The organism is Metabacillus indicus, from assembly GCF_046603695.1.
Taxonomy (GTDB): Bacteria; Bacillota; Bacilli; order Bacillales; family Bacillaceae; genus Bacillus_P; species Bacillus_P indicus.
The window spans coordinates 3,865,988-3,884,871 of sequence record NZ_CP176757.1 but is presented as its reverse complement, the minus strand read 5'-3'; the positions used below and the strand labels follow the sequence as shown (position 1 = coordinate 3,884,871).

General features: G+C 44.6%; 22 protein-coding genes. 15 read left to right on the top strand and 7 right to left on the bottom strand.

Features of this window, described 5'->3' with window-relative positions; all coding sequences use genetic code 11:
- The first annotated feature begins 737 nt into the window (after positions 1-737).
- Complete coding sequence (gene spoIIID, locus ACK1LH_RS19750; RefSeq protein WP_029284957.1) at positions 738-1,013, top strand: sporulation transcriptional regulator SpoIIID; 276 nt, start codon at positions 738-740, stop codon at positions 1,011-1,013.
- A gap of 149 nt (positions 1,014-1,162) precedes the next feature.
- Positions 1,163-2,164: a rod shape-determining protein gene (locus tag ACK1LH_RS19745; protein ID WP_029284955.1), complete on the top strand. Its 1,002-nt coding sequence runs from the start codon at positions 1,163-1,165 to the stop codon at positions 2,162-2,164.
- Positions 2,165-2,177: 13 nt separating this feature from the next.
- Here the strand turns inward: ACK1LH_RS19745 and ACK1LH_RS19740 are convergent, their stop codons facing one another.
- Complete coding sequence (locus tag ACK1LH_RS19740; RefSeq protein ID WP_411334099.1) at positions 2,178-2,336, bottom strand: hypothetical protein; 159 nt, start codon at positions 2,334-2,336, stop codon at positions 2,178-2,180.
- Positions 2,337-2,553: 217 nt separating this feature from the next.
- On the opposite strand from ACK1LH_RS19740, the gene ACK1LH_RS19735 reads away from it, so the two are divergent.
- The 6 genes from ACK1LH_RS19735 to ACK1LH_RS19710 all read left to right on the top strand — a co-directional run bounded on the left by ACK1LH_RS19735 (position 2,554) and on the right by ACK1LH_RS19710 (position 7,047).
- Positions 2,554-3,342 (top strand): flagellar hook-basal body protein, encoded by a 789-nt coding sequence (locus tag ACK1LH_RS19735; RefSeq protein WP_411334098.1) that lies wholly within the window; start codon positions 2,554-2,556, stop codon positions 3,340-3,342.
- A gap of 10 nt (positions 3,343-3,352) precedes the next feature.
- Positions 3,353-4,144 carry a flagellar hook-basal body protein gene (locus tag ACK1LH_RS19730; RefSeq protein WP_411334096.1) on the top strand — a complete coding sequence of 264 codons (792 nt, stop codon included), beginning with the start codon at positions 3,353-3,355 and terminating at the stop codon, positions 4,142-4,144.
- A 43-nt stretch (positions 4,145-4,187) separates the two neighbouring features.
- A complete protein-coding gene (locus ACK1LH_RS19725; protein WP_411334094.1) occupies positions 4,188-4,421 on the top strand; it encodes a DNA-directed RNA polymerase subunit beta in 234 nt (77 codons plus the stop codon).
- 67 nt (positions 4,422-4,488) lie between these two features.
- On the top strand, positions 4,489-4,923 hold the full coding sequence (gene fabZ / locus ACK1LH_RS19720) for a 3-hydroxyacyl-ACP dehydratase FabZ (RefSeq protein WP_203289131.1): 435 nt from the start codon (positions 4,489-4,491) through the stop codon (positions 4,921-4,923).
- An 890-nt stretch (positions 4,924-5,813) separates the two neighbouring features.
- Positions 5,814-6,539, top strand: a complete 726-nt coding sequence (locus ACK1LH_RS19715) for a nuclease-related domain-containing protein (protein WP_411334092.1) — start codon at positions 5,814-5,816, stop codon at positions 6,537-6,539.
- Positions 6,540-6,771: 232 nt separating this feature from the next.
- Positions 6,772-7,047, top strand: coding sequence for a hypothetical protein (locus ACK1LH_RS19710; RefSeq protein ID WP_029284941.1), 276 nt, complete (start codon positions 6,772-6,774; stop codon positions 7,045-7,047).
- 18 nt (positions 7,048-7,065) lie between these two features.
- On the opposite strand, the gene ACK1LH_RS19705 is transcribed toward ACK1LH_RS19710, so the two are convergent.
- Together ACK1LH_RS19705 and ACK1LH_RS19700 are read right to left on the bottom strand one after the other, a co-directional pair.
- Positions 7,066-7,521, bottom strand: coding sequence for a YwpF family protein (locus ACK1LH_RS19705; protein WP_203289130.1), 456 nt, complete (start codon positions 7,519-7,521; stop codon positions 7,066-7,068).
- Between the two features lie 97 nt (positions 7,522-7,618).
- A complete protein-coding gene (locus ACK1LH_RS19700; RefSeq protein WP_203289129.1) occupies positions 7,619-8,029 on the bottom strand; it encodes a helix-turn-helix domain-containing protein in 411 nt (136 codons plus the stop codon).
- 293 nt (positions 8,030-8,322) lie between these two features.
- Between ACK1LH_RS19700 and ACK1LH_RS19695 the strand changes: the two genes are divergently transcribed.
- Positions 8,323-8,721: a hypothetical protein gene (locus ACK1LH_RS19695; protein ID WP_203289128.1), complete on the top strand. Its 399-nt coding sequence runs from the start codon at positions 8,323-8,325 to the stop codon at positions 8,719-8,721.
- A 156-nt stretch (positions 8,722-8,877) separates the two neighbouring features.
- Complete coding sequence (ssb, locus tag ACK1LH_RS19690) at positions 8,878-9,255, top strand: single-stranded DNA-binding protein (protein WP_203289127.1); 378 nt, start codon at positions 8,878-8,880, stop codon at positions 9,253-9,255.
- 171 nt (positions 9,256-9,426) lie between these two features.
- Here the strand turns inward: ssb and ACK1LH_RS19685 are convergent, their stop codons facing one another.
- The 4 genes from ACK1LH_RS19685 to ACK1LH_RS19670 form a co-directional block, all read right to left on the bottom strand.
- Complete coding sequence (locus tag ACK1LH_RS19685; RefSeq protein ID WP_203289126.1) at positions 9,427-9,879, bottom strand: DUF2613 domain-containing protein; 453 nt, start codon at positions 9,877-9,879, stop codon at positions 9,427-9,429.
- A gap of 33 nt (positions 9,880-9,912) precedes the next feature.
- The gene (locus tag ACK1LH_RS19680) at positions 9,913-10,854 is read right to left on the bottom strand and encodes a hypothetical protein (protein ID WP_203289125.1); all 942 of its coding nucleotides are present in this window, start codon (positions 10,852-10,854) and stop codon (positions 9,913-9,915) included.
- 294 nt (positions 10,855-11,148) lie between these two features.
- Positions 11,149-13,905, bottom strand: a complete 2,757-nt coding sequence (locus ACK1LH_RS19675) for a DEAD/DEAH box helicase (protein ID WP_411334088.1) — start codon at positions 13,903-13,905, stop codon at positions 11,149-11,151.
- Positions 13,895-15,505 (bottom strand): SWIM zinc finger family protein, encoded by a 1,611-nt coding sequence (locus tag ACK1LH_RS19670; protein WP_411334086.1) that lies wholly within the window; start codon positions 15,503-15,505, stop codon positions 13,895-13,897. The genes ACK1LH_RS19675 and ACK1LH_RS19670 overlap by 11 nt, the downstream gene beginning before the upstream one ends.
- Before the next feature lie 260 nt (positions 15,506-15,765).
- Here ACK1LH_RS19670 and ACK1LH_RS19665 point away from each other — a divergent pair, with 260 nt between their 5' ends.
- From ACK1LH_RS19665 to ACK1LH_RS19645, 5 genes are all read left to right on the top strand, one after another.
- Positions 15,766-15,909 (top strand): hypothetical protein, encoded by a 144-nt coding sequence (locus tag ACK1LH_RS19665; RefSeq protein WP_282033702.1) that lies wholly within the window; start codon positions 15,766-15,768, stop codon positions 15,907-15,909.
- A gap of 154 nt (positions 15,910-16,063) precedes the next feature.
- Positions 16,064-16,195 carry a hypothetical protein gene (locus ACK1LH_RS19660; RefSeq protein WP_411334085.1) on the top strand — a complete coding sequence of 44 codons (132 nt, stop codon included), beginning with the start codon at positions 16,064-16,066 and terminating at the stop codon, positions 16,193-16,195.
- 226 nt (positions 16,196-16,421) lie between these two features.
- Positions 16,422-17,171, top strand: a complete 750-nt coding sequence (locus ACK1LH_RS19655) for a YveK family protein (RefSeq protein ID WP_411334084.1) — start codon at positions 16,422-16,424, stop codon at positions 17,169-17,171.
- Positions 17,172-17,217: 46 nt separating this feature from the next.
- A complete protein-coding gene (locus ACK1LH_RS19650; protein WP_411334082.1) occupies positions 17,218-17,859 on the top strand; it encodes a CpsD/CapB family tyrosine-protein kinase in 642 nt (213 codons plus the stop codon).
- Positions 17,860-17,965: 106 nt separating this feature from the next.
- Entirely contained in the window at positions 17,966-18,730 is a 765-nt protein-coding gene (locus ACK1LH_RS19645) for a tyrosine-protein phosphatase (protein WP_411334081.1), read from the top strand.
- Positions 18,731-18,884: the final 154 nt, after the last annotated feature.

The following is an 18,884-nucleotide window of genomic DNA, read 5'->3' as shown; positions in this document are numbered from 1 at the left end:
CTCCTAAATGGCAGCGTGCATTCTTTATACATGTGTCCTGCTCGAAGAATGTTTTGTGCATTCAAACCCTTGCAAACGGGTTGTGCGGGCAATTCAGGTCGTTTACATGCCTCACCGCGCGGAATACTTGCCGGAATACCTCTGTTACTTGAAAAACTAGATCCGTTACTTGCCGCAACCAGCAGTTTACTAGAAAATTTCCAGACGCCTCCTAAATGGCGTTGTGCACCCTTTAAACATGTGTCCTGCTCGAAGAGGGTTTTTGTGCATTCAAACGCATGAAAACGAGTTGTGAGGGCAATCCAGGACGTTTACTTGCCAATAAGCGGAATACTTGCCGGAATACCCCTTTTACTTGAAAAAGCAGAACCGTTAATTGCCGGAAACAGCAGTTTACTAGAAAATTTCCAGACGTCTACTAAACAACAACGCGCATCCTTCATAAATGTGCCCTTTTCAAAACCTCGACAAATTTCTTTGGAAATACCCACTCCGCCAGAGCCCTAAAATACAATTTCAAAGTGCCTCAAAACACAAATTATAAAAAAATTCGCACAAATCCCTTGTCCCTCTTGACTTTTTAGCATATATCTTCAACCAAGCTAATAAAATGTTACAAACCTAACAAAGAGAGTGTCTGAGGTGAGGGATCGTAAGTTTTATACATAGGCGCAGCTGCGTCTTGGTGCGAGTCTCATTTCACACTTCTCACATCCATTTTAGGGAGGTCGAGTGGTGTGCACGATTACATCAAAGAACGTACTATCAAGATTGGAAAGTATATCGTGGAGACGAAGAAAACTGTTCGCGTGATTGCGAAGGAATTTGGCGTTTCTAAAAGTACTGTCCATAAGGATTTAACCGAAAGGCTGCCTGAAATCAATCCAGAGCTTGCGAATGAAGTAAAAGAAATTCTTGATTATCATAAATCCATCCGTCATTTAAGGGGCGGGGAAGCGACGAAGCTGAAGTACCGGAAAGAGGATATTTTACAAGAAGAGCCTGTGAAATAAGAATTCTGCCTGTCTTTCTTGCAATTTCGACAAATCCCTACAAAACCTTTTACAATTTCAACCTTTTTTTAGTAAATTGTGATACAATATGTAATTAGGGCACAAAGTAGGAAATGCTGGGATCAGATTGCAAGGAGGATATGGAAAGAATGTTTGCAAGGGATATTGGAATTGACCTTGGTACTGCAAATGTACTAATTCATGTAAAAGGAAAAGGCATCGTTCTGAACGAGCCGTCTGTAGTTGCACTGGATAAGAATACTGGCAAGGTTCTTGCTGTTGGCGAGGAAGCCAGAAGAATGGTTGGACGTACTCCTGGGAATATTGTTGCGATCCGTCCATTGAAAGACGGGGTCATCGCGGATTTTGAAGTAACAGAAGCGATGCTCAAGCACTTCATCAACAAATTAAATGTAAAGGGTTTATTTACGAAACCCCGGATGCTTATTTGCTGTCCGACGAACATTACCTCTGTTGAACAGAAAGCCATCAAGGAAGCTGCTGAAAAAAGCGGCGGAAAAGACGTATTTCTTGAAGAAGAGCCAAAGGTTGCCGCTATCGGCGCCGGTATGGATATTTTTCAGCCTAGCGGAAATATGGTTGTAGATATTGGCGGTGGAACGACGGATGTCGCAGTTCTTTCAATGGGCGATATTGTCACCGCCTCTTCTATTAAGATGGCTGGGGACAAGTTCGACATGGAAATTTTGAACTACATCAAAAAAGAGTACAAGCTCTTGATTGGTGAACGTACGGCTGAGGATATCAAAACGCAAGTCGCGACAGTATTCCCAGGCGCACGCAACGAGGAAATCGCTATTCGCGGACGTGACATGGTGTCAGGTCTGCCAAGAACCATTACAGTCAACTCTGAAGAGGTTGAAGGCGCACTGCGCGAATCAGTAGCCCTCATCGTTCAAACGGCTAAAAGCGTACTTGAGCGCACTCCGCCTGAACTTTCTGCGGACATCATTGACCGCGGCATTATCTTAACAGGCGGCGGAGCCCTCCTGAACGGCCTTGATCAGTTAATGGCAGAAGAATTAAAGGTTCCTGTCTTAATAGCAGAAAACCCAATGGACTGTGTAGCAATCGGCACAGGCATCATGCTTGATAACGTTGACCGTCTGACTAGACGCAAAATTGTATAATGTGTGAGAAACATCAGTCTTTGGGCTGGTGTTTTTTGTTTCTTAGAAAGTCGATCAGTTCTGCTGTTGTAGAAGTATTTCCTTTTGTATAATCTTCTTTGCTATCTTGTATCATTTTTTCAAGCGATGGATCAGATTTCACTTCAGATAAAATGGTTCCTGAATCCTTCATTTTTTCAGTCCTCCCAATGTATAAGATAAACAGATTATATCACTATGGAGACAGAACATTTTCACCTATTCCCCTAAACCTTTCGCCCTCCCAGCCGATTTTAAGAGTGTAGCAGCATAACTTTATGTGATTTACAAATTTATACTGTGCGGAGCTGTGAACTCCGCTATAATGAAAAATAGAGAAAATTGCCTAAATACTCTTAAGAGGTGGAACGATGCTAAGAGGCTTTTATACTGCATCGGCGGGAATGCTCGCCCAGCAGCGGAGAACGGAAATGCTCTCCAATAATATTGCAAACGCCAATACCCCCGGTTATAAAACAGATCAGGCTGCGCTCAAGGCGTTTCCTGAAATGCTTCTGAAAAGAGTGCAGGATAACAAGCTGCCTCAAGAAGTCGGCTCAATCAACACAGGTGTCTATCTTCAGGAAATGATTCCCCAGTTTGCTCAGGGCGACCTGCGCGAAACTGGGTTAAATACAGATATAGCTTTGCTTCAAACGGCTGTGCCTGAAAACGGCACGCTGATGTTCGGCGTGCAGCTTCCGGACGGCGAGGTCCGCTACACGCGTAACGGGCAGTTTACAAGAAACGAGAACGGACAGCTCTCCCTTGCAGGCAATCCTGTGCTTGGAACGGACGGACAGCCGATTGCCCTTGCATCTGACGAGTTTGAGATATTGCCGGACGGCACGGTCAGAGTAAATGGTGCGGCAGAGTCGCAGATTGGTATCTTTTTTTCCGATAATACAGCAGGTCTTGTGAAAGAAGGAAACGGTTTATACCGGACAGAGGAAGGAACGGAACTAGGTGCGGCTGCCGGCAACCCGGACGTTGCCTATCAGCTTAAACAGGGCTTCCTTGAAGGATCCAATGTGGACGTATCAAGATCCTACACAGAAATGATGACCGCTTACCGCGCCTTTGAAGCGAACCAGAAAGTGCTTCAGGCCTACGACAGAAGCATGGACAAAGCCGTCAACGAAATCGGCAGAGTCAGATAGGAGGAAAAGTATGCTGCGATCTATGATCACCGCATCAAACACACTCGGTCAGCTGCAGCAGCAGCTTGACCTGATTGGAAACAACATGGCCAACATCGACACTCAGGGCTATAAACGCACGACAACCGGCTTTTCTGATCTGCTGCATCAGCAAATGAATAATGGAGATCCGCATGACAGCCTTGATGGGAGATCGACTCCTCTTGGTGTGCGCTCCGGATCAGGTGCGGTGCTGACGGCTCAGACTGCCTTTTCACAAGGAGGTATTAAGACAACCGGCCGCGAGCTTGATTTTGCGCTGACTAAGCCTGGACAATTTCTGCAGGTAGAAGCAGGCGGGGAAATTCAGTATACAAGAGATGGAGCACTGTATCTGAATCCGGCTCAAGACGGACGTCTTCAGCTTGTCACTTCTGAGGGGCACGCTGTTTTAGATGTGAATCAGAATCCGATTTTTTTGGATGCTTCTTTTAAAAACAGTACCGTATCAGCTGGCGGCAGATTGACTGCAAATCCGTCCGGAGAAACGGTTCAGCTTGGAATTGTAGGAATTACCCAGCAAACAATGCTTGAAAAACAGGGCGGAAATCGGTACGCTTTAAAAGAGATCGCTCCAAATGGAACGGTTGCCTTCCTGGAACCGGAACAAGTCGGCATCAAACAGGGTGCCCTTGAAATGTCCAACGTCGATCTGTCAAAAGAAATGACCGACCTCATGATTGCGCAGCGGTCTTATCAACTGAACTCAAAATCAATCACCATGGGCGATCAAATGCTCGGGTTAATCAATAGCGTCAGATAAGGGGTTTTTTACAGTGAGTGCAAACGAACAGTCTCGTGAACATGTGAAACAGAACAAGAAAAGCGAAGAAAAGAGCGAAAAAAGTCCTAAAATCAGAATCAGGCTGATTCCGATCTGGCTGCGCATTATTCTTTTGCTTCTTTTCATGGCCATTGCTGTCACCAGCGGCGCGATGATTGGATACGGTGTACTCGGCGACGGAAAACCATCAGATGTCTTCGATAAACAGACGTGGCAGCACGTCATCGACCTGGTCGAAAAAGAATCCGAAAAATAAGGAGGGCGAACCCCTCCTTTTTGTGTATAATAGAACTATTAGGTTGTACTAGGAGGAGGTCCTAAAAATGCTCGACATCAATCAAATCAAAGAAATCATTCCACACCGCTACCCGTTCCTGCTTGTGGACAAAGTCCTCGAAGTCGATGAAGGCAAGCGCGCCATCGGAATCAAAAACGTAACGGCAAACGAAGAATTCTTCAACGGACACTTCCCGGAATACCCTGTCATGCCGGGTGTCCTGATCGTAGAAGCACTGGCCCAGGTAGGCGCCGTCGCCATGCTTATCAAAGAAGAAAACCGCGGCCGCCTCGCATTCTTCGCAGGCATCGACAACTGCCGCTTCAAAAAGCAAGTCACACCAGGCGACCAGCTCCGCCTTGAAGTCGAAATCATCCGCCTACGCGGCTCCCTCGGCAAAGGAAAAGGCGTTGCTACTGTGAACGGTGAAGTAGTATGTGAAACTGAGCTGATGTTTGCATTGGGTGAGAAAAAAGAATAGTGGTTTGAAGGACGATCCTGGGTGGGGTCGTTTTTTTGTTCGCCTAAATTAGGAGGCAGCTGGGATATTTCAAGTAAACAACGGATTGCGGCAAGTAAAGGGTCTGCTTTTTCAAGAAAAAGAGGTATTTAGGCAAGTATTCCGCGCTGAGTGGCAAGTAAAGGACGAAGTGTGGCCCACGAACCAACTTTGAAGATCGGAATGCCCAAAAGCGTCTTCGAGCAGGAATCATATACGTAGTTTGAACACTGTAATTTAGGAGGCGTCTGGAAAATTTCAAGTAAATAGCTGTTTGCAGCAAGTAAAGGGTCAGTTTTTCAAGAAAAAGAGGTATTTAGGCAAGTATTCCGCGCCGAGAGGCAAGTAAAGAACGAAGTGTTGGCCGCGAACCAATTTTGAAGATCAGAATGCCCAAAAGCGTCTTCGAGCAGTGAGCGAATACGTAGTTATAACACTGGGATTTAGGAGACGTCTGGAAGTTTTCAAGTAAACAACGGATTGCGGCAAGTAAAGGGTCTGCTTTTTCAAGAAAAAGAGGCATTTTGGCAAGTATTCCACGCTGAGTGGCAAGTAAAGGACGAAGTGTTGGCCGCGAACCAATTTTGAAGATCCGAATGCCCAAAACCGTCTTCGAGCAGTGAGCGAATATGTAGTTATAACACTGGAATTTAGGAGGCGTCTGGAAGTTTTCAAGTAAATAGCTGTTTGCAGCAAGTAAAGGGTCTGCTTTATCAAGAAAAAGAGGCATTTAGGCAAGTAACAAAGACTGAGTATCAAGCAAAAGGCAAAGTATAGTCCGGAAACCGACCAAAAATGTTTCACCTGAAGAGAGGATTATCAAACATAACAGAGAACTGCTACAAGTGAATACTCAACGAAGGAGTGATAAGTTGATCGTAAAAGAATTGCAGCCGTCAATTAGGCTCAGGAAGCTTGAGGCATTGTTGAGAAGGCTGCCCAGTCATCACAGGGAAAGACGCAGGGTGGAGGACGAATATGCCAGAAGGATGGCAGGCTACCGAGGAGAGCAGTCAGTGGGCTATCACTTGGCTCCGATGCTGAGCAAGGAATTTCTTGTCTTATATGATATAAGAATGCAGCAGAACAGTTCATTTTACCAAATGGATATACAGATTCTTACACCTGTATTCTTTGTCATCCTGGAAGTAAAGAACATGAGCGGCACACTATGCTTTGATCAGCCGTTCGGGCAGCTGATCCGTACCTTGAACGGGAAGGAAGAGGCGTTTTCGTGTCCGATTGTTCAGGTGAAACGGCAAGCGCATTATCTGGAAAGCTGGGCGAAACTATACAGGATTCCGGTTCACTCTTTTGTTGTTATCAGCAACCCTGCAACCATCATCAAATCTATCCCCGCCTACTCCGATATAGTCGTCAAGACGGTCATTCACGCCGCCGCTCTTGAAGAGAAGATTACCCTCCTTAGAACACGTTACAGGGAACCGCTCATAGCCCAAAAAGAACTCGTCAAGCTTTCAAAAAAGCTGAAAAACCTTCATGTTCCCTACATCTTGCAGCGCCATACCGATGCGAAAGATCAGCGGCATGTGGACATGCAAAAAGTGCGGCTGCCTTACGAAAACAGCGCATCTTAATACGCTGGACGATTATGTTCTTTTACTTGGCACATCAATTACAAACAGACAAGTCAGGGAGTTTCTACAAGTATCCTCTACCTTTTCAGCCTCTAAACTTTTAGCTTCCCTCAATCTCCCTCACACAGGCACCTACCGAAACAGAGCCTATCTTCTGCCCGCACTCACATAAAATCCTCCACAATAACACACCCTAACCCCGAACAAACCACCACGAAAGGAGCAACCCAACATGAAAAAGAAATGGTACCTGCTAGCAGCAGGATCTCTGCTCGCAATGATGCTTGCAGCGGGATGTCAGGATGATCAGGATCCGGCGCCTCCGGAGGATAACAATATGGAGGAGGAAGTGCCGAACGACGAGACGCCTCCGGCTGAGGAAGAGACGGAAGACGACATGGAGCAGGATATGGAAGAGGATATGCAGGAAGATGAAGGCAAGATGGAAGATGAGATGCAAAAAGATGAGAAGCACATGGAAGAAGATATGAAGAACGACATGAAATAGGCAAAACAAAAAGTCCCTTCATGGCTGAGGGGACTTTTTGGTGTTGATTTCTCGCTGTTCGTTGAGTTTTTGTCTGAAGGCGTGGAGGAGTTCGTCGCCCTGGATGCCTTTGGTGAGCAGGTCGCCAAGGACTTTTTCCGGCTCGCTTTTTGATTTTCGGGCGAGCATGCGGCCTTCAAATAAAACAGATATATGCTCTTCAAGGACCATAATGGATTTGATGTTTGCCATAATTTCCGCGGGCTTGTTCGTTTTTTTGGATATGGTGACATAGAGGCGGAGTTCATCCTGCTGCTTTGACAGCAATTCAAAGTATTCATTCTGATCTTTCGGAAGCAGCGCTTCGATCATCCAATGATTTTCGCCGTCTTCTTTGTTGATAATCAGTCCGTCCGATAGGGAAATCTCGTCAAAGCTTACACCGTTTTCTCCCTCAAGTTCAATTGTCAGTCCCACAAGTCTAAACGTTTTCATAAACACCCTCCTTGGTCCAGTTTATCGTTCTCATATGGTTATTGTTACATTATACCATACGAGGGGAGCGGGACACCAAAGGAAGGGATGAGCCGAATTATTCAATTATCTTCTGTATCTCCTGAATCGCATGCACAATGACGTTCTCCGCATGCTTCCGGTTCTTGGATTTCATCAGCATCAGGCGTTCGAGCTGTTCAAGCATCTGAGGCGTTTTTACTAAATATTCTACAATCTCAGATAGCTGGTGCTTCGTTTCATACCGCTCATAAACCTCATGCAGGATCGTATTTTCAATATCTTCACGGCCAAGCAGCTGATCGATGCTGACTTCAAACGCGTTGCTAAGTGAAATCAGATAATTGAGCTCTGGTGCCTGTTCCCCTGTCTCAAGGCGCGACACAACCGAGCGGGACACGTTCATCCGCGCAGCCAGATCCTCCTGCGACCAGCCGTATTCCTGCCTGTAGAATTTCATGTTCTTCTTCAGTGTTTCCAGTTCTTTCATCAGGAGCACCTTCATTTCCGTGTTTCAAGCACTTTACTCATATCGTAAAGTAGCTGGTCCGGCGCCACTGTTCAGTTTACGGGCAAAAGAATGAATGTGCGAAAACTGAACACAAGCCCGAATATACAGAAAAAGGGAGGAAAACCATTTCTAGAGGAGGATAACCGAGTATGAAAGAGATGTATGACACTTTTTGACAATAAATAAGTAAATATACCCATTATGTGAGTTTTTCAAACTCTTTATCATTTGCTATTTTGGAATAGTAAACATTTAAGAAAAGAGGATGATCAGTGGAAACCTTCAAACTTAAAACCATTTCAGTGAAAGACCTTCAGGCATCAGGAGGATTTGTGCGGGAGGGACCGGCTGACATGCCGATGACACTTAGAGTAGGGGAAATCACCTGCGGAAAAGTAAAGCACCACCATTTTCAGGTCAACAGGGAATCCGCAGTAGAAATTCTCTATGAAGCACAAAACAAGCAGCAAATGGTCCGAATTCTATTGGACTTATTTAAAAATCACCTATCCATCCACTCATACATGTGGACGAATGAAACAAACCGCTATGAACAGGAACCTGTCGAAGAACAGCTCATGACATCAAAGGCCTTTCAAACCATTCTCCAAAGCATCACATTTTCAGGCAGTGATCAGCAATCCTATCTTTTTCAGCTTCATAAAAAATAGCTATATGCGAAATGAATGACGCTTAATCCAATTCAAAACGATATTTTCCTAAAGTAAAAACTTCATTATCTCCCGGCAAAATCTGATTTTCACGATTTTTCCTTGGCTCAAAAACCCGTTACAATGGTCATGCAAGCTAAGGAAAGGAGGAATCACGTGATCAATTCAGTTGTGCTCGTCGGACGCTTAACGAAAGATCCGGAAATGCGCTACACAGCAGACGGTGCCCCCGTCGCCAACATCACACTTGCAGTCAACCGCACCTTTAAGAACGCATCAGGTGTCATGGAAGCAGACTTCGTCAACTGCACCCTCTGGAGAAAAACCGCAGAAAACACGGCAAACTACTGCCGTAAAGGCTCCATCGTCGGCGTCTCCGGCCGCATTCAAACCCGCAACTACGAAAACTCAGAAGGCAAGCGCGTCTACGTCACCGAAGTCGTAGCCGATTCCGTCCGCTTCATGGGCGGACAAACCCGCGAACTGGCCGTTACCGAAAAACCGCAGCAGCTGCAGCAAACCCAGCCGCAGTAAAGAACAGGCTGCACCTCCCTCACAGACAGAGAATCAAGGAATGCCCCGTTTACCCACACACTTTGGCCGGCCGGATTGATCTGGCTGGTCATTTATTAAAAATAGACGCTTTTATTAAGCGTCATTGTTGTTTTGCTTGATAAAAATTGAACTCGCTAAGCCGAATTCATTCTAGAATTCTTTATGAATATATAAATCAACAATTTTTTCTAATACCCATAAGCAACGTAGAATTCTAAAGGTAACAATAATAACCCCCCAGCAAGTTAGGTAAGTCAAAACTAAGATTGGATGCGTATCTTTATCAAAAATTAAACCAACTAATGCAAACAGAAGCAATAATCCTAGAAATCTACTTGTACTAAAAAATACTTTAAAGATTGTTTTATAGTGCTTGCTCTTTCGCAACATATCCAATTGAGGTGTAGAATTAGCTGTTAGTAAAACTGATAATCCTGTGATAACGAACCCTAGTAATGCACCTGCTACAGCTGCAATTGTTCCATACAAAGTGGCTCTTATGCTTACTAACATCTCGGTAAAATGATCAAAACCTATCGATTTCCCAACGATTAAAATTGTTATTAGTATCAATATAATTGATAAACTAAGTTCTATCTTCAAAAAGTGTCTTCTATAAATTTTAAACATACTTTCTCAGCTTTCCGAATTGAAATTTGGGGATAGTTCAGTAAACGCCTCTTCAATTTTATCGAACATACTATTTGAATCTACCGACCTACTTCTTCCCCCTATGGAAGTGACTTTTTTGGAAGTAATCATCTTATCCTCCAACAAATCAAAGGTTTTATTATTTTCTTCCGATCGAGATTCGGCATTAATTTTAAGTCTGTTTATTGCTTGTCTGTTGTCGCCTATTGAGAGGAATTCTTTAAGTTTATTCTTGGAAAGCGGAAACCTAAATCCACCTCTAGAGTACTTTTTCTTACGTAAAATTACTTCTACTGATTCAGCATCTTCAGACACTTTTGCTGCAGCTTCAAAAGCACTATGCAAATCTTGATTTAATTCATTTACTACCCCTAACTCATTTCTGGATATTTCCATTGTAAATAAATTTACTTCCCCTACATCTTGTAAGGTCACATCAAGATCTTGATTAAGAATTGGATTTAATTCTATGTATTCAAAAGGCATGCTACATAAGTTACTTTTTTCTAAAAGATAATTCTTTAAGCTGCTAGCCCTAGGACCATAAAAGTTAAATTCTACACCAATTACTTTTTGTTTAGGAAAGTAAATAAAATGAGTAATTTCAGCTAAACCACTATTAATCGGAATATCTAAGGGTTTCAATTGTCCCCCGGTTTCTAATTCTGGAAGAGCACTTCTTCTTGAAATAGCGAATTTACCTTTAATTACTTCACTGTCTATATGTGCATCTATTAAAAAAGTTACATCGCCATTCGAATGATATTTAAATCTTGAATCTGCTCTTTCTCCTAAAAATTGAAACTGGGATATTTCTTTAATAGTGTCCATCGGTTTAGAGTGTTGAATAAATGCATTGGAACCAGGATTACTCTCTAAAAATTCAAAATGAAAAAAATGAATTTTTCTTCTAATTTTATTGGACATTGAACGCTCCTCCTAACTTCACTAGTCTAAAATTCGACACTGATAATATATTCCCTTTATTTTACATGTTATTAACCATGCGTTTTTTTAGCATTTTAGAAGAAGTCTTAAAAATATTAATGAACATTCAATTTTCAACAAAAAACCAGCCCCCAAAAGGAACTGGTCTCACACACAAATCTATTTCCCAACCTTCTTCCCAATCAGCTCATACAGCTTGCGCCATTCGGGACTCATGGTGTCTTTTTCTTTCGGTTTTTCCTGTTCTTTCTTCTTGGCCATGTCGCGCGCCTCCTAGCTCATGGATAGGGTAAAGAGCTCTTCGAGTTCGTCGGTAGAAAGCTCGGTGATCCAGCTTTCGCTCTGGATGATCTCATCATTCAGGGACTGTTTTTTGTCCAGCATGACGTCGATTTTCTCTTCGATCGTGCCGGTTGTGATTAGCTTGTGCACGTGAACGAAGCGGCTCTGGCCAATCCGGTATGCGCGGTCGGTTGCCTGGTTCTCGACAGCGGGATTCCACCAGCGGTCGTAGTGGACGACGTGATTGGCGGCCGTCAGATTCAGACCGGTTCCTCCAGCCTTCAGGGACAGTATCAGAATCGTATACTCCCGGTTCTGGAACTGCTCCACCATCTTATCGCGCGCAGCCTTAGGCACACTTCCGTTCAAGAACAGCACCTTTTCGCCGAATTCGCGCTCAAGCAGCGACTGAATCATTTCTCCCATCCCGATATACTGGGTGAAAATCAGCAGACTCTCATCCTGCTCGCGAATCGCGCCGACGAGCTCCAGCAGCTTCTCGATTTTATGTGATCGCGTAGTCACTGATGCTGCACGCTCTTCCTTCAAATAAAGCGCAGGGTGGTTGCAGATCTGCTTTAGCTTCCCAAGCATCTTCAAAATAAGCGCCTTCCGCTGCATCCCTGCAAGCTGCGAGACCTGCGCGAAAGTATCCTTTACAAGCTGCTCATAGAGCGATGCCTGCTCAACGGTGAGCGGGATGTACTCCTTTTGCTCCTGTTTCTCAGGAAGATTCAGCGCGACCTGCTCATCGCGCTTCGTGCGGCGGAGCAGGAAAGGCTTGATCAGCTGCTGCAGGTTGCCGATGATCTTCGGATCGCGGTCCTTCTCAATCGGCAGCACAAACTTTTTATGAAAGCTATGCAGACTGCCCAAAAATCCGGTATTGATAAAATCAAAAATTGACCACAATTCCGTCAGGCGGTTTTCCATCGGGGTTCCTGTGAGGGCGATATGGTGATGGCCCTTCAGCTTGCGGATGGCCCGCGACTGCTTCGTATGAGCGTTTTTAATGTTCTGCGCCTCATCCAGGCAAATCGTGCTCCATGGAACAGTTGCAATCTCCTCGTGATCTGCGTGAGACAGGCCGTATGACGTCAGCACAATATCGGCACCGGCAATCGACGCCGCAAAATCCTCACCTTTTGCACGGTTCGGACCATAGTGGAGATGAACCTTCATATCCGGCCCAAACTTCTCAATTTCCTTCTGCCAGTTGCCGAGAACAGAGGTCGGTGCAATGATCAAAAATGGCGCCTTCATGTTCTCATGCTCAAGGACATAAGCAAAATAAGCAATCATCTGAATCGTTTTCCCCAGACCCATATCATCTGCCAAACATCCGCCAAACTTGAACTTCCGGAGAAACAGCAGCCAGTCGACTCCTTGCTGCTGATATGGACGCAGCTCACCTCTAAAGGAAGCAGGCACATCGTGCTTCGGAATATCTGTTGTCTGCGTCAGCTGGCGCAGCATCGACTTCATCTGCTTGTTCAGCTCAATGTGTATATTCGCAAACGCGCGCGCATCCATAACCTCGTCCTCATCATCGCGCGTATCTGCAAGCTCCTGCTGCAGAATATCGGAAAAATGCAGGCCTTCTTTTTCCGCCTTTTTCAAAATCGACTGCACATGCTTGATAAAAGCAGGGTCAAGCTTGATCCACTGTCCTTTAAAATTCACAAGCCGTCGGTTCGCGTTCACCATCTGCATGAACTCATCTTCGCTCAGCTCAACACCGTTGGTCGAAAACCGCCAGTTAAAGTCGATCAGCGAGCTCATGCCGACAAAGGACTGGCCGCGAGGGGAGGAAGACATCTTCGCCTTCAGCATGACCTTAGAGTCGCGCACAACCTGCCACCACGACGGTAGAAGGATCTCCACGCCTGTATTCACAAACGTTTCACTCGCGCTCGTCAGGAAGAGCCACGCCTCATCCTCTGATATATGCGTGTTTCCATTCTTAAACGACAGCCATGGCACAATCTCCTCAAAGCGCTGCTGCTCTCGTTCAATCCTGTCCATATAACTGCCCCATGGAGCAGGAAGATCCTTCAGCCCCTGGAAAAGGTGAAACGAATCCGGGTTCTTCCGGTCACGCAGAAACAATTCCAGCTTCCAGTCATCCCCGTCGTAATCCGGCTCATTCAGCCGCAGGCCAATTGTAAACGGAGCATCATCAACAAGGTAGCCGATTTTCTCAAGCCAGTCGCGTTCATCCAAGAAATGACCTTCAAACGTCTCGGCAGCGCTGTAAGTATTCACTATATCGCCCCACGCTACGCCGAGGTCAGTGTTCTGTTCAATCAAATCATTTACAGCAGCCGACAGCCAGTCAGCCGTAAACCCTTCAAGCTCACCGGCCGTATCGCGCCATCCGAACGCACCGCTTTTCCAGCGCTCATAATCCGGCATAAAATCGCCCGATACGATACAGTCGTATATCGCTTCAGCCGCATCGATCAGCGAGACAGCATCTCCGCTGTATTCAACATCTGCAAGTGAGTTCGTCGTGTCTTTTCCGATCAGCTCGACCATCATCCACGGCGACAGGAGCACAGAAGGGACCCCGATATAGCTCACGTCCTCAAGCATTGATCCGTAGAAAGACGATTCATGCCAGGCGAAAAGATAGCGCCTCATATGATTGGTGCCGAGCACTTTCTCATCCTTTGTCGTACACCAGATGTAAAAGTGAAAATTCTCGATTTGTTCGGTGTGAACGGAGATCTTCAAATCATTCAGCATGAATCAACTTTCCTCTCTTCAGCTCCTCCTGAAAAGCCCGCAGGCGTCGGTGCTCATGCGCAAGCTTCCCAAGATAGATCTCAAATTGACTTTCCTTCTTCAGCTTCTTATATAACGTGCGCGCTTTTTTCAAGTACCGCACGGCAAATTTATAATTGCTCCGCGTTTTCTGGGCAATTTCATGGCGTATCGCATGGTGATACACAGTCAGCAGCGACTCCGGGCTTTCCTTCTCAACAACCTTCAGTAAATCGCGGTCGATCTCATACAATTCAAACCCAAGGAGCAGCTGCAGCTCCGCCCATGTCTTAAACTGCTTTCGATTAACCAAGAAATGATGATACTCCGCATAACTGAACGGGAGGGAAGCGCGGCACGCATTCTCATACAATCGCTCATCCTTTGACTGCATCGAATAGTCAGCGAGCAGATCAAGATAATACCGTATCGCTTTCCGCTTTTCTTCATATGGAAGCTCGCTGTTGATATACGCATCAATCTTTCCGTGCATATGAGAAAACCACTTGCCGGCACGTTTCCAGTTTTTCCGGGAAATAATATCCTCCACCCAGTCGTACAAAACGACAAAGCCCGCATTCGAAAACATCTCCATTTTCTCAAACAGGACATCGTCATTACCAAGCAAATACTCCATATGCAGAAGGGCAAGCCCGTACTCAGGCTTCACCTCCGAGCTTTGCTTATCTTGCAGCCACTCCGCCTCTTCGGTTACCCACTTCTTCTGATTCAGAATGCCGGTCCAAAGCGAGCGATATACACTCAGTCGTTCATATTGCATATAGTCGCTCACATCTAGAAGTCTCCGGAAAACTTCTATACTATCCTTCAGCAAACCGTCAATCGAAAACGGCAGCGCAAACTTCCGCATCTCACGGAGTTCATACGTAATCGTATCAATGCACTCTTCAAGATAAGAATGATACACATTATGCAACAAATGCTCCCCGGGCTTCGTCTCATTAAGCAGACGAAGCATTTGAAACAGAACGGCAAGATTCGCGTGAATCAAATAAAACCGCCTGAGATCTGCATCTTTCGGAGCCTTCTTCTTAAGTGCAGGATAGTAGTGATTGTACAGGCTCTGAAGCTGCTGCACGGTCCGCGGGCGGTTCTCCGCCCAGCGTTCATATTCAAACTCAAAAAAGGCCAGCCAGCTCTCAAGCGAATCTTCCTTCCAGCTCACAGAAGGAACCAGCTTGCTCGCAGGCTTCAACTGGGCCAGAATCGCCTTCTGGGCCTTGGTATTCCAGGCGTCCATATACGTTCCGACTGCTTCCGTACTTGCATATAAATAAAGAAAGGCAGCCGCAGCATGACGGCATGGAAAAGCCGCTGGGCACGTGCACGAACTCATCGTGAAAAAATCAAGCTCAAGCACCACCCGAACAGGCGTCACATCCTGCACATTCGCCTTCACCGTGTGCCCGTCAATCTTCACATTATAAACACTGCCCTGCCGGTACAGCATCAAGCCCTTTTTCATCAGCTGCCGATCATCCTCCGAATTCGGCGAAAGCATATCCTGCAGCTGCTCACCCGCTTGCAGGATCAGTTCTTTATCCAGTTCGTGCTGAAGCATGGCGTACCGCTCCTTTTTGTTTTATGTAAAATAAAAATGTTTTGATATCCATCGTAAGTACATCTCTTTATTATAACTGAAATTGCCAAAAGGAGAAAACCTTCCACAACATTTCAATTTCAGGTTTAGCGGAAAGAAAATTCGGGGACATAAACATTAGTTCGACACGAACGCTATAATATAGTTGCCAGCCGACACAAAACGCAGTATAATCTGCTTGTTGTATATTTTTGTAAAATAAGAGAAAGGAAATTTGTAGAATGAAAGAAAACAGTTTGAAACAAGAAGAACTTCTGCAAATTTTAATGAGCGCCTACCAGAAAGGCGAGCATTCAAATGAAATTACCACCAAAGAACTGCTCGATGAGCTGATCCTCCAATTCAGAAAAGTATATGCGTCTTAATAAATGAACACCGAAAAAAGTCCGCAAGAAAAAGAGTGCGGACTTTTTTCGTCTTATTATTCCGAAAGTTCTATTAAACTTATGAAAGGCCTCACCGATAATTAAGACATAAACATTTAGACATTTGTCGACAAGTTTCGAGGGGGTTTTTTTAATGGGACAATGGATTACACCGGAAGAAATGGAACGGAAGAGAGAGCTTAGAAAGCGCGTCATGACGGTAACCATTCCGGTTTTGACAATCGCACTGACAGCACTTGTAACCGTTTTAGCAAATAACTTATAATTCGTCAGGAGATTCGCGTTTTTGCGGGTCTCCTTTTTAATTTGTAAAAAATTCATACACAATTTACAAATCCTTGTTATAATTGTCATTATTGTTCACGAAAAACAGATTAATAATAAAAAATGAGAAAAATATCACTTTTACTGTAATAATTTGTAGCAAACATCTAGGTCTTTTATTATAATTTGTTTGTACTTTTTCTAATACATATCAAACGGAGGTCACCATGGAAGAAACCATCAGCTTGAAAGAGCTGTTTCAAACGCTAAGGAAACGTCTTTCACTCATCATCATTATCACAGCCATCGCAGCAGCTACAAGCGGACTTATCAGCTTTTTCGTACTTACTCCAATCTACCAATCTTCTACTCAAATTCTCGTAAATCAGGCGAAAAGTGATCAGCAGGCAGTACAGTATAATGAAGTTCAAACAAATTTACAGCTGATCAATACCTACAACGTAATTATCAAGAGTCCAGCGATATTAGACAAGGTCATCCAGCAACTTAATCTGGACATGTCCAGTGGTCAATTAAATGCAAATGTTACAGTTGGAAGTGAGCAAGACTCCCAGGTCGTGAACATTTCTGTGCAGGACGAAGATCCTAAACAGGCAGCAGCAATTGCCAACACCATTGCGACGGTTTTCCAAAAAGACATTGCTAAAATTATGAATGTCAACAATGTCAGCATTCTTTCGAAAGCAGAGCTCGGAACGGATCCGTCACCGATCCAGCCTAAGCCGCTGATGAACATTGCGATTGCCCTGGTTGTAGGTCTTATGGCAGGTGTAGGTCTTTCATTCCTTCTTGAATACCTAGATAACACGATCAAAACAGAAGAAGACATTGAAAAACATTTAGGCCTCCCCGTATTAGGAGCAGTAACCCGCATAGACATTGAACAGGAACAAAGAAACCAAAAGAACGTTGAAACACAAATCTCAAACACAAGAGGTGAGACGGTTGGCTCGTAAAGATCGTAAACACTTATTCCATCTGCAGAACAGAAGTCTGGTATCCATGACGACACCACGATCGCCGGTAGCGGAACAATACAGAACCATTCGCACCAATATCCAATTTTCAACTGTTGATGAAGAAATCTTCTCAATCATTGTAACTTCAGCTGGACCGGGCGAAGGAAAGTCGACAACCGCAGCAAACACAGCCGTTGTATTCGCCCAGCAGGGAAAAAAAGTTCTATTAATAGACTCAGACCTAAGAAAACCAACCGCACACTACACATTTAAAGTGGACAACCACGCAGGCCTGACAAACGTGTTAACGAGACAATCTTCTTTGTCACAGGCGGTTAAATACACAGAGCAGAAAAACCTTTACTTGCTCACAAGCGGGCCGATTCCTCCTAACCCGTCTGAACTTTTGGCATCAAAGGGCATGAAACAGCTGATTGAAGACGCGAAAATGGACTACGATCTAATCATTTTTGATACACCGCCTGTATTAGTCGTAACTGATGCACAAATCCTGTCTAACGCAGTTGACGGTGTCGTACTCGTCATAAGCAGCGGCAAAACGGAGCTTGAAGGAGCAGTAAAAGCGAAAGAGGCGCTGCTTCAGTCTCAGGCCAGAATAATTGGGACAGTCTTGAATAACAAAAAACAGCAGGATAATCAATACTATTACTACGCAACAAGGTAAATATTTCCACTTGTTAAAACCTTTTTCAAAGCGCGAAAGTACTCTAAATTACGAATGGGTATTATGAACCATAATACCTATTCAATTGTCATGGATGGTGGTTCAAATGATTGATATTCACTCACACATATTACCCGGTGTAGACGACGGGGCTGCGACTGCTGAAGAAGCCATCCAAATTGCCAAGGCGGCAGTTAAGGAGGGCATTACGACAATCATTGCCACCCCCCATCATCAAAACGGCAAATACATAAACGGCAAACAAAGTATTCTGAAAAATGTTGAATTACTAAATACACTACTTCGAAATGAAACCATTCCTCTAACCATCTTGCCTGGGCAGGAAACACGAATTCATGGAGACTTAATGAATGAATTAGAAACCGACGTCATTCTGCCGCTTAATCATACAAACTATATTTTTATCGAGCTTCCATCCGGCCACGTACCTAGATACACGGAACAAATGCTGTATGATGTTCAGCTCAAGGGACTCACACCAATTATCGTTCATCCAGAACGAAACGCAGAATTCATTGAAAACCCTGATCTTCTTTACAAGCTTGTCAGCAAAGGAACACTTACACAGATTACTTCATCCAGCATCACAGGACATTTTGGGAAAAATATTAAAAAATTCACCCTGCAGCTGGTTGAAGCACAGCTTGCCCATTTCCTTGCATCGGATGTACACAGCTTAAAAAATCGTCCGTTCAGATTGACTGATGGATACAACGTTCTTAATAAAGAATTTGGGTCGCAAGCAGAGTACCTGTTTAAAGAAAATGCTGAACTCCTAGTACAAAACTTAACAGCTTACAGAATGGATCCGATGAAAATAAAGAAAAAGAAGTTTTTGGGAATCTTTTAATAAAGACCTGGTGATGCCTCCTCCACCATTATCAAAGGAGGCACTCGGCTGCATTGTGGGTGAGAGACCTTAGACGCCTGTCGTCATAGGTGTGGTGTGAGGGTGGGTTTGATGCCCAACTTTATTAATAATAAAGATGGTTAACGAAAGATTG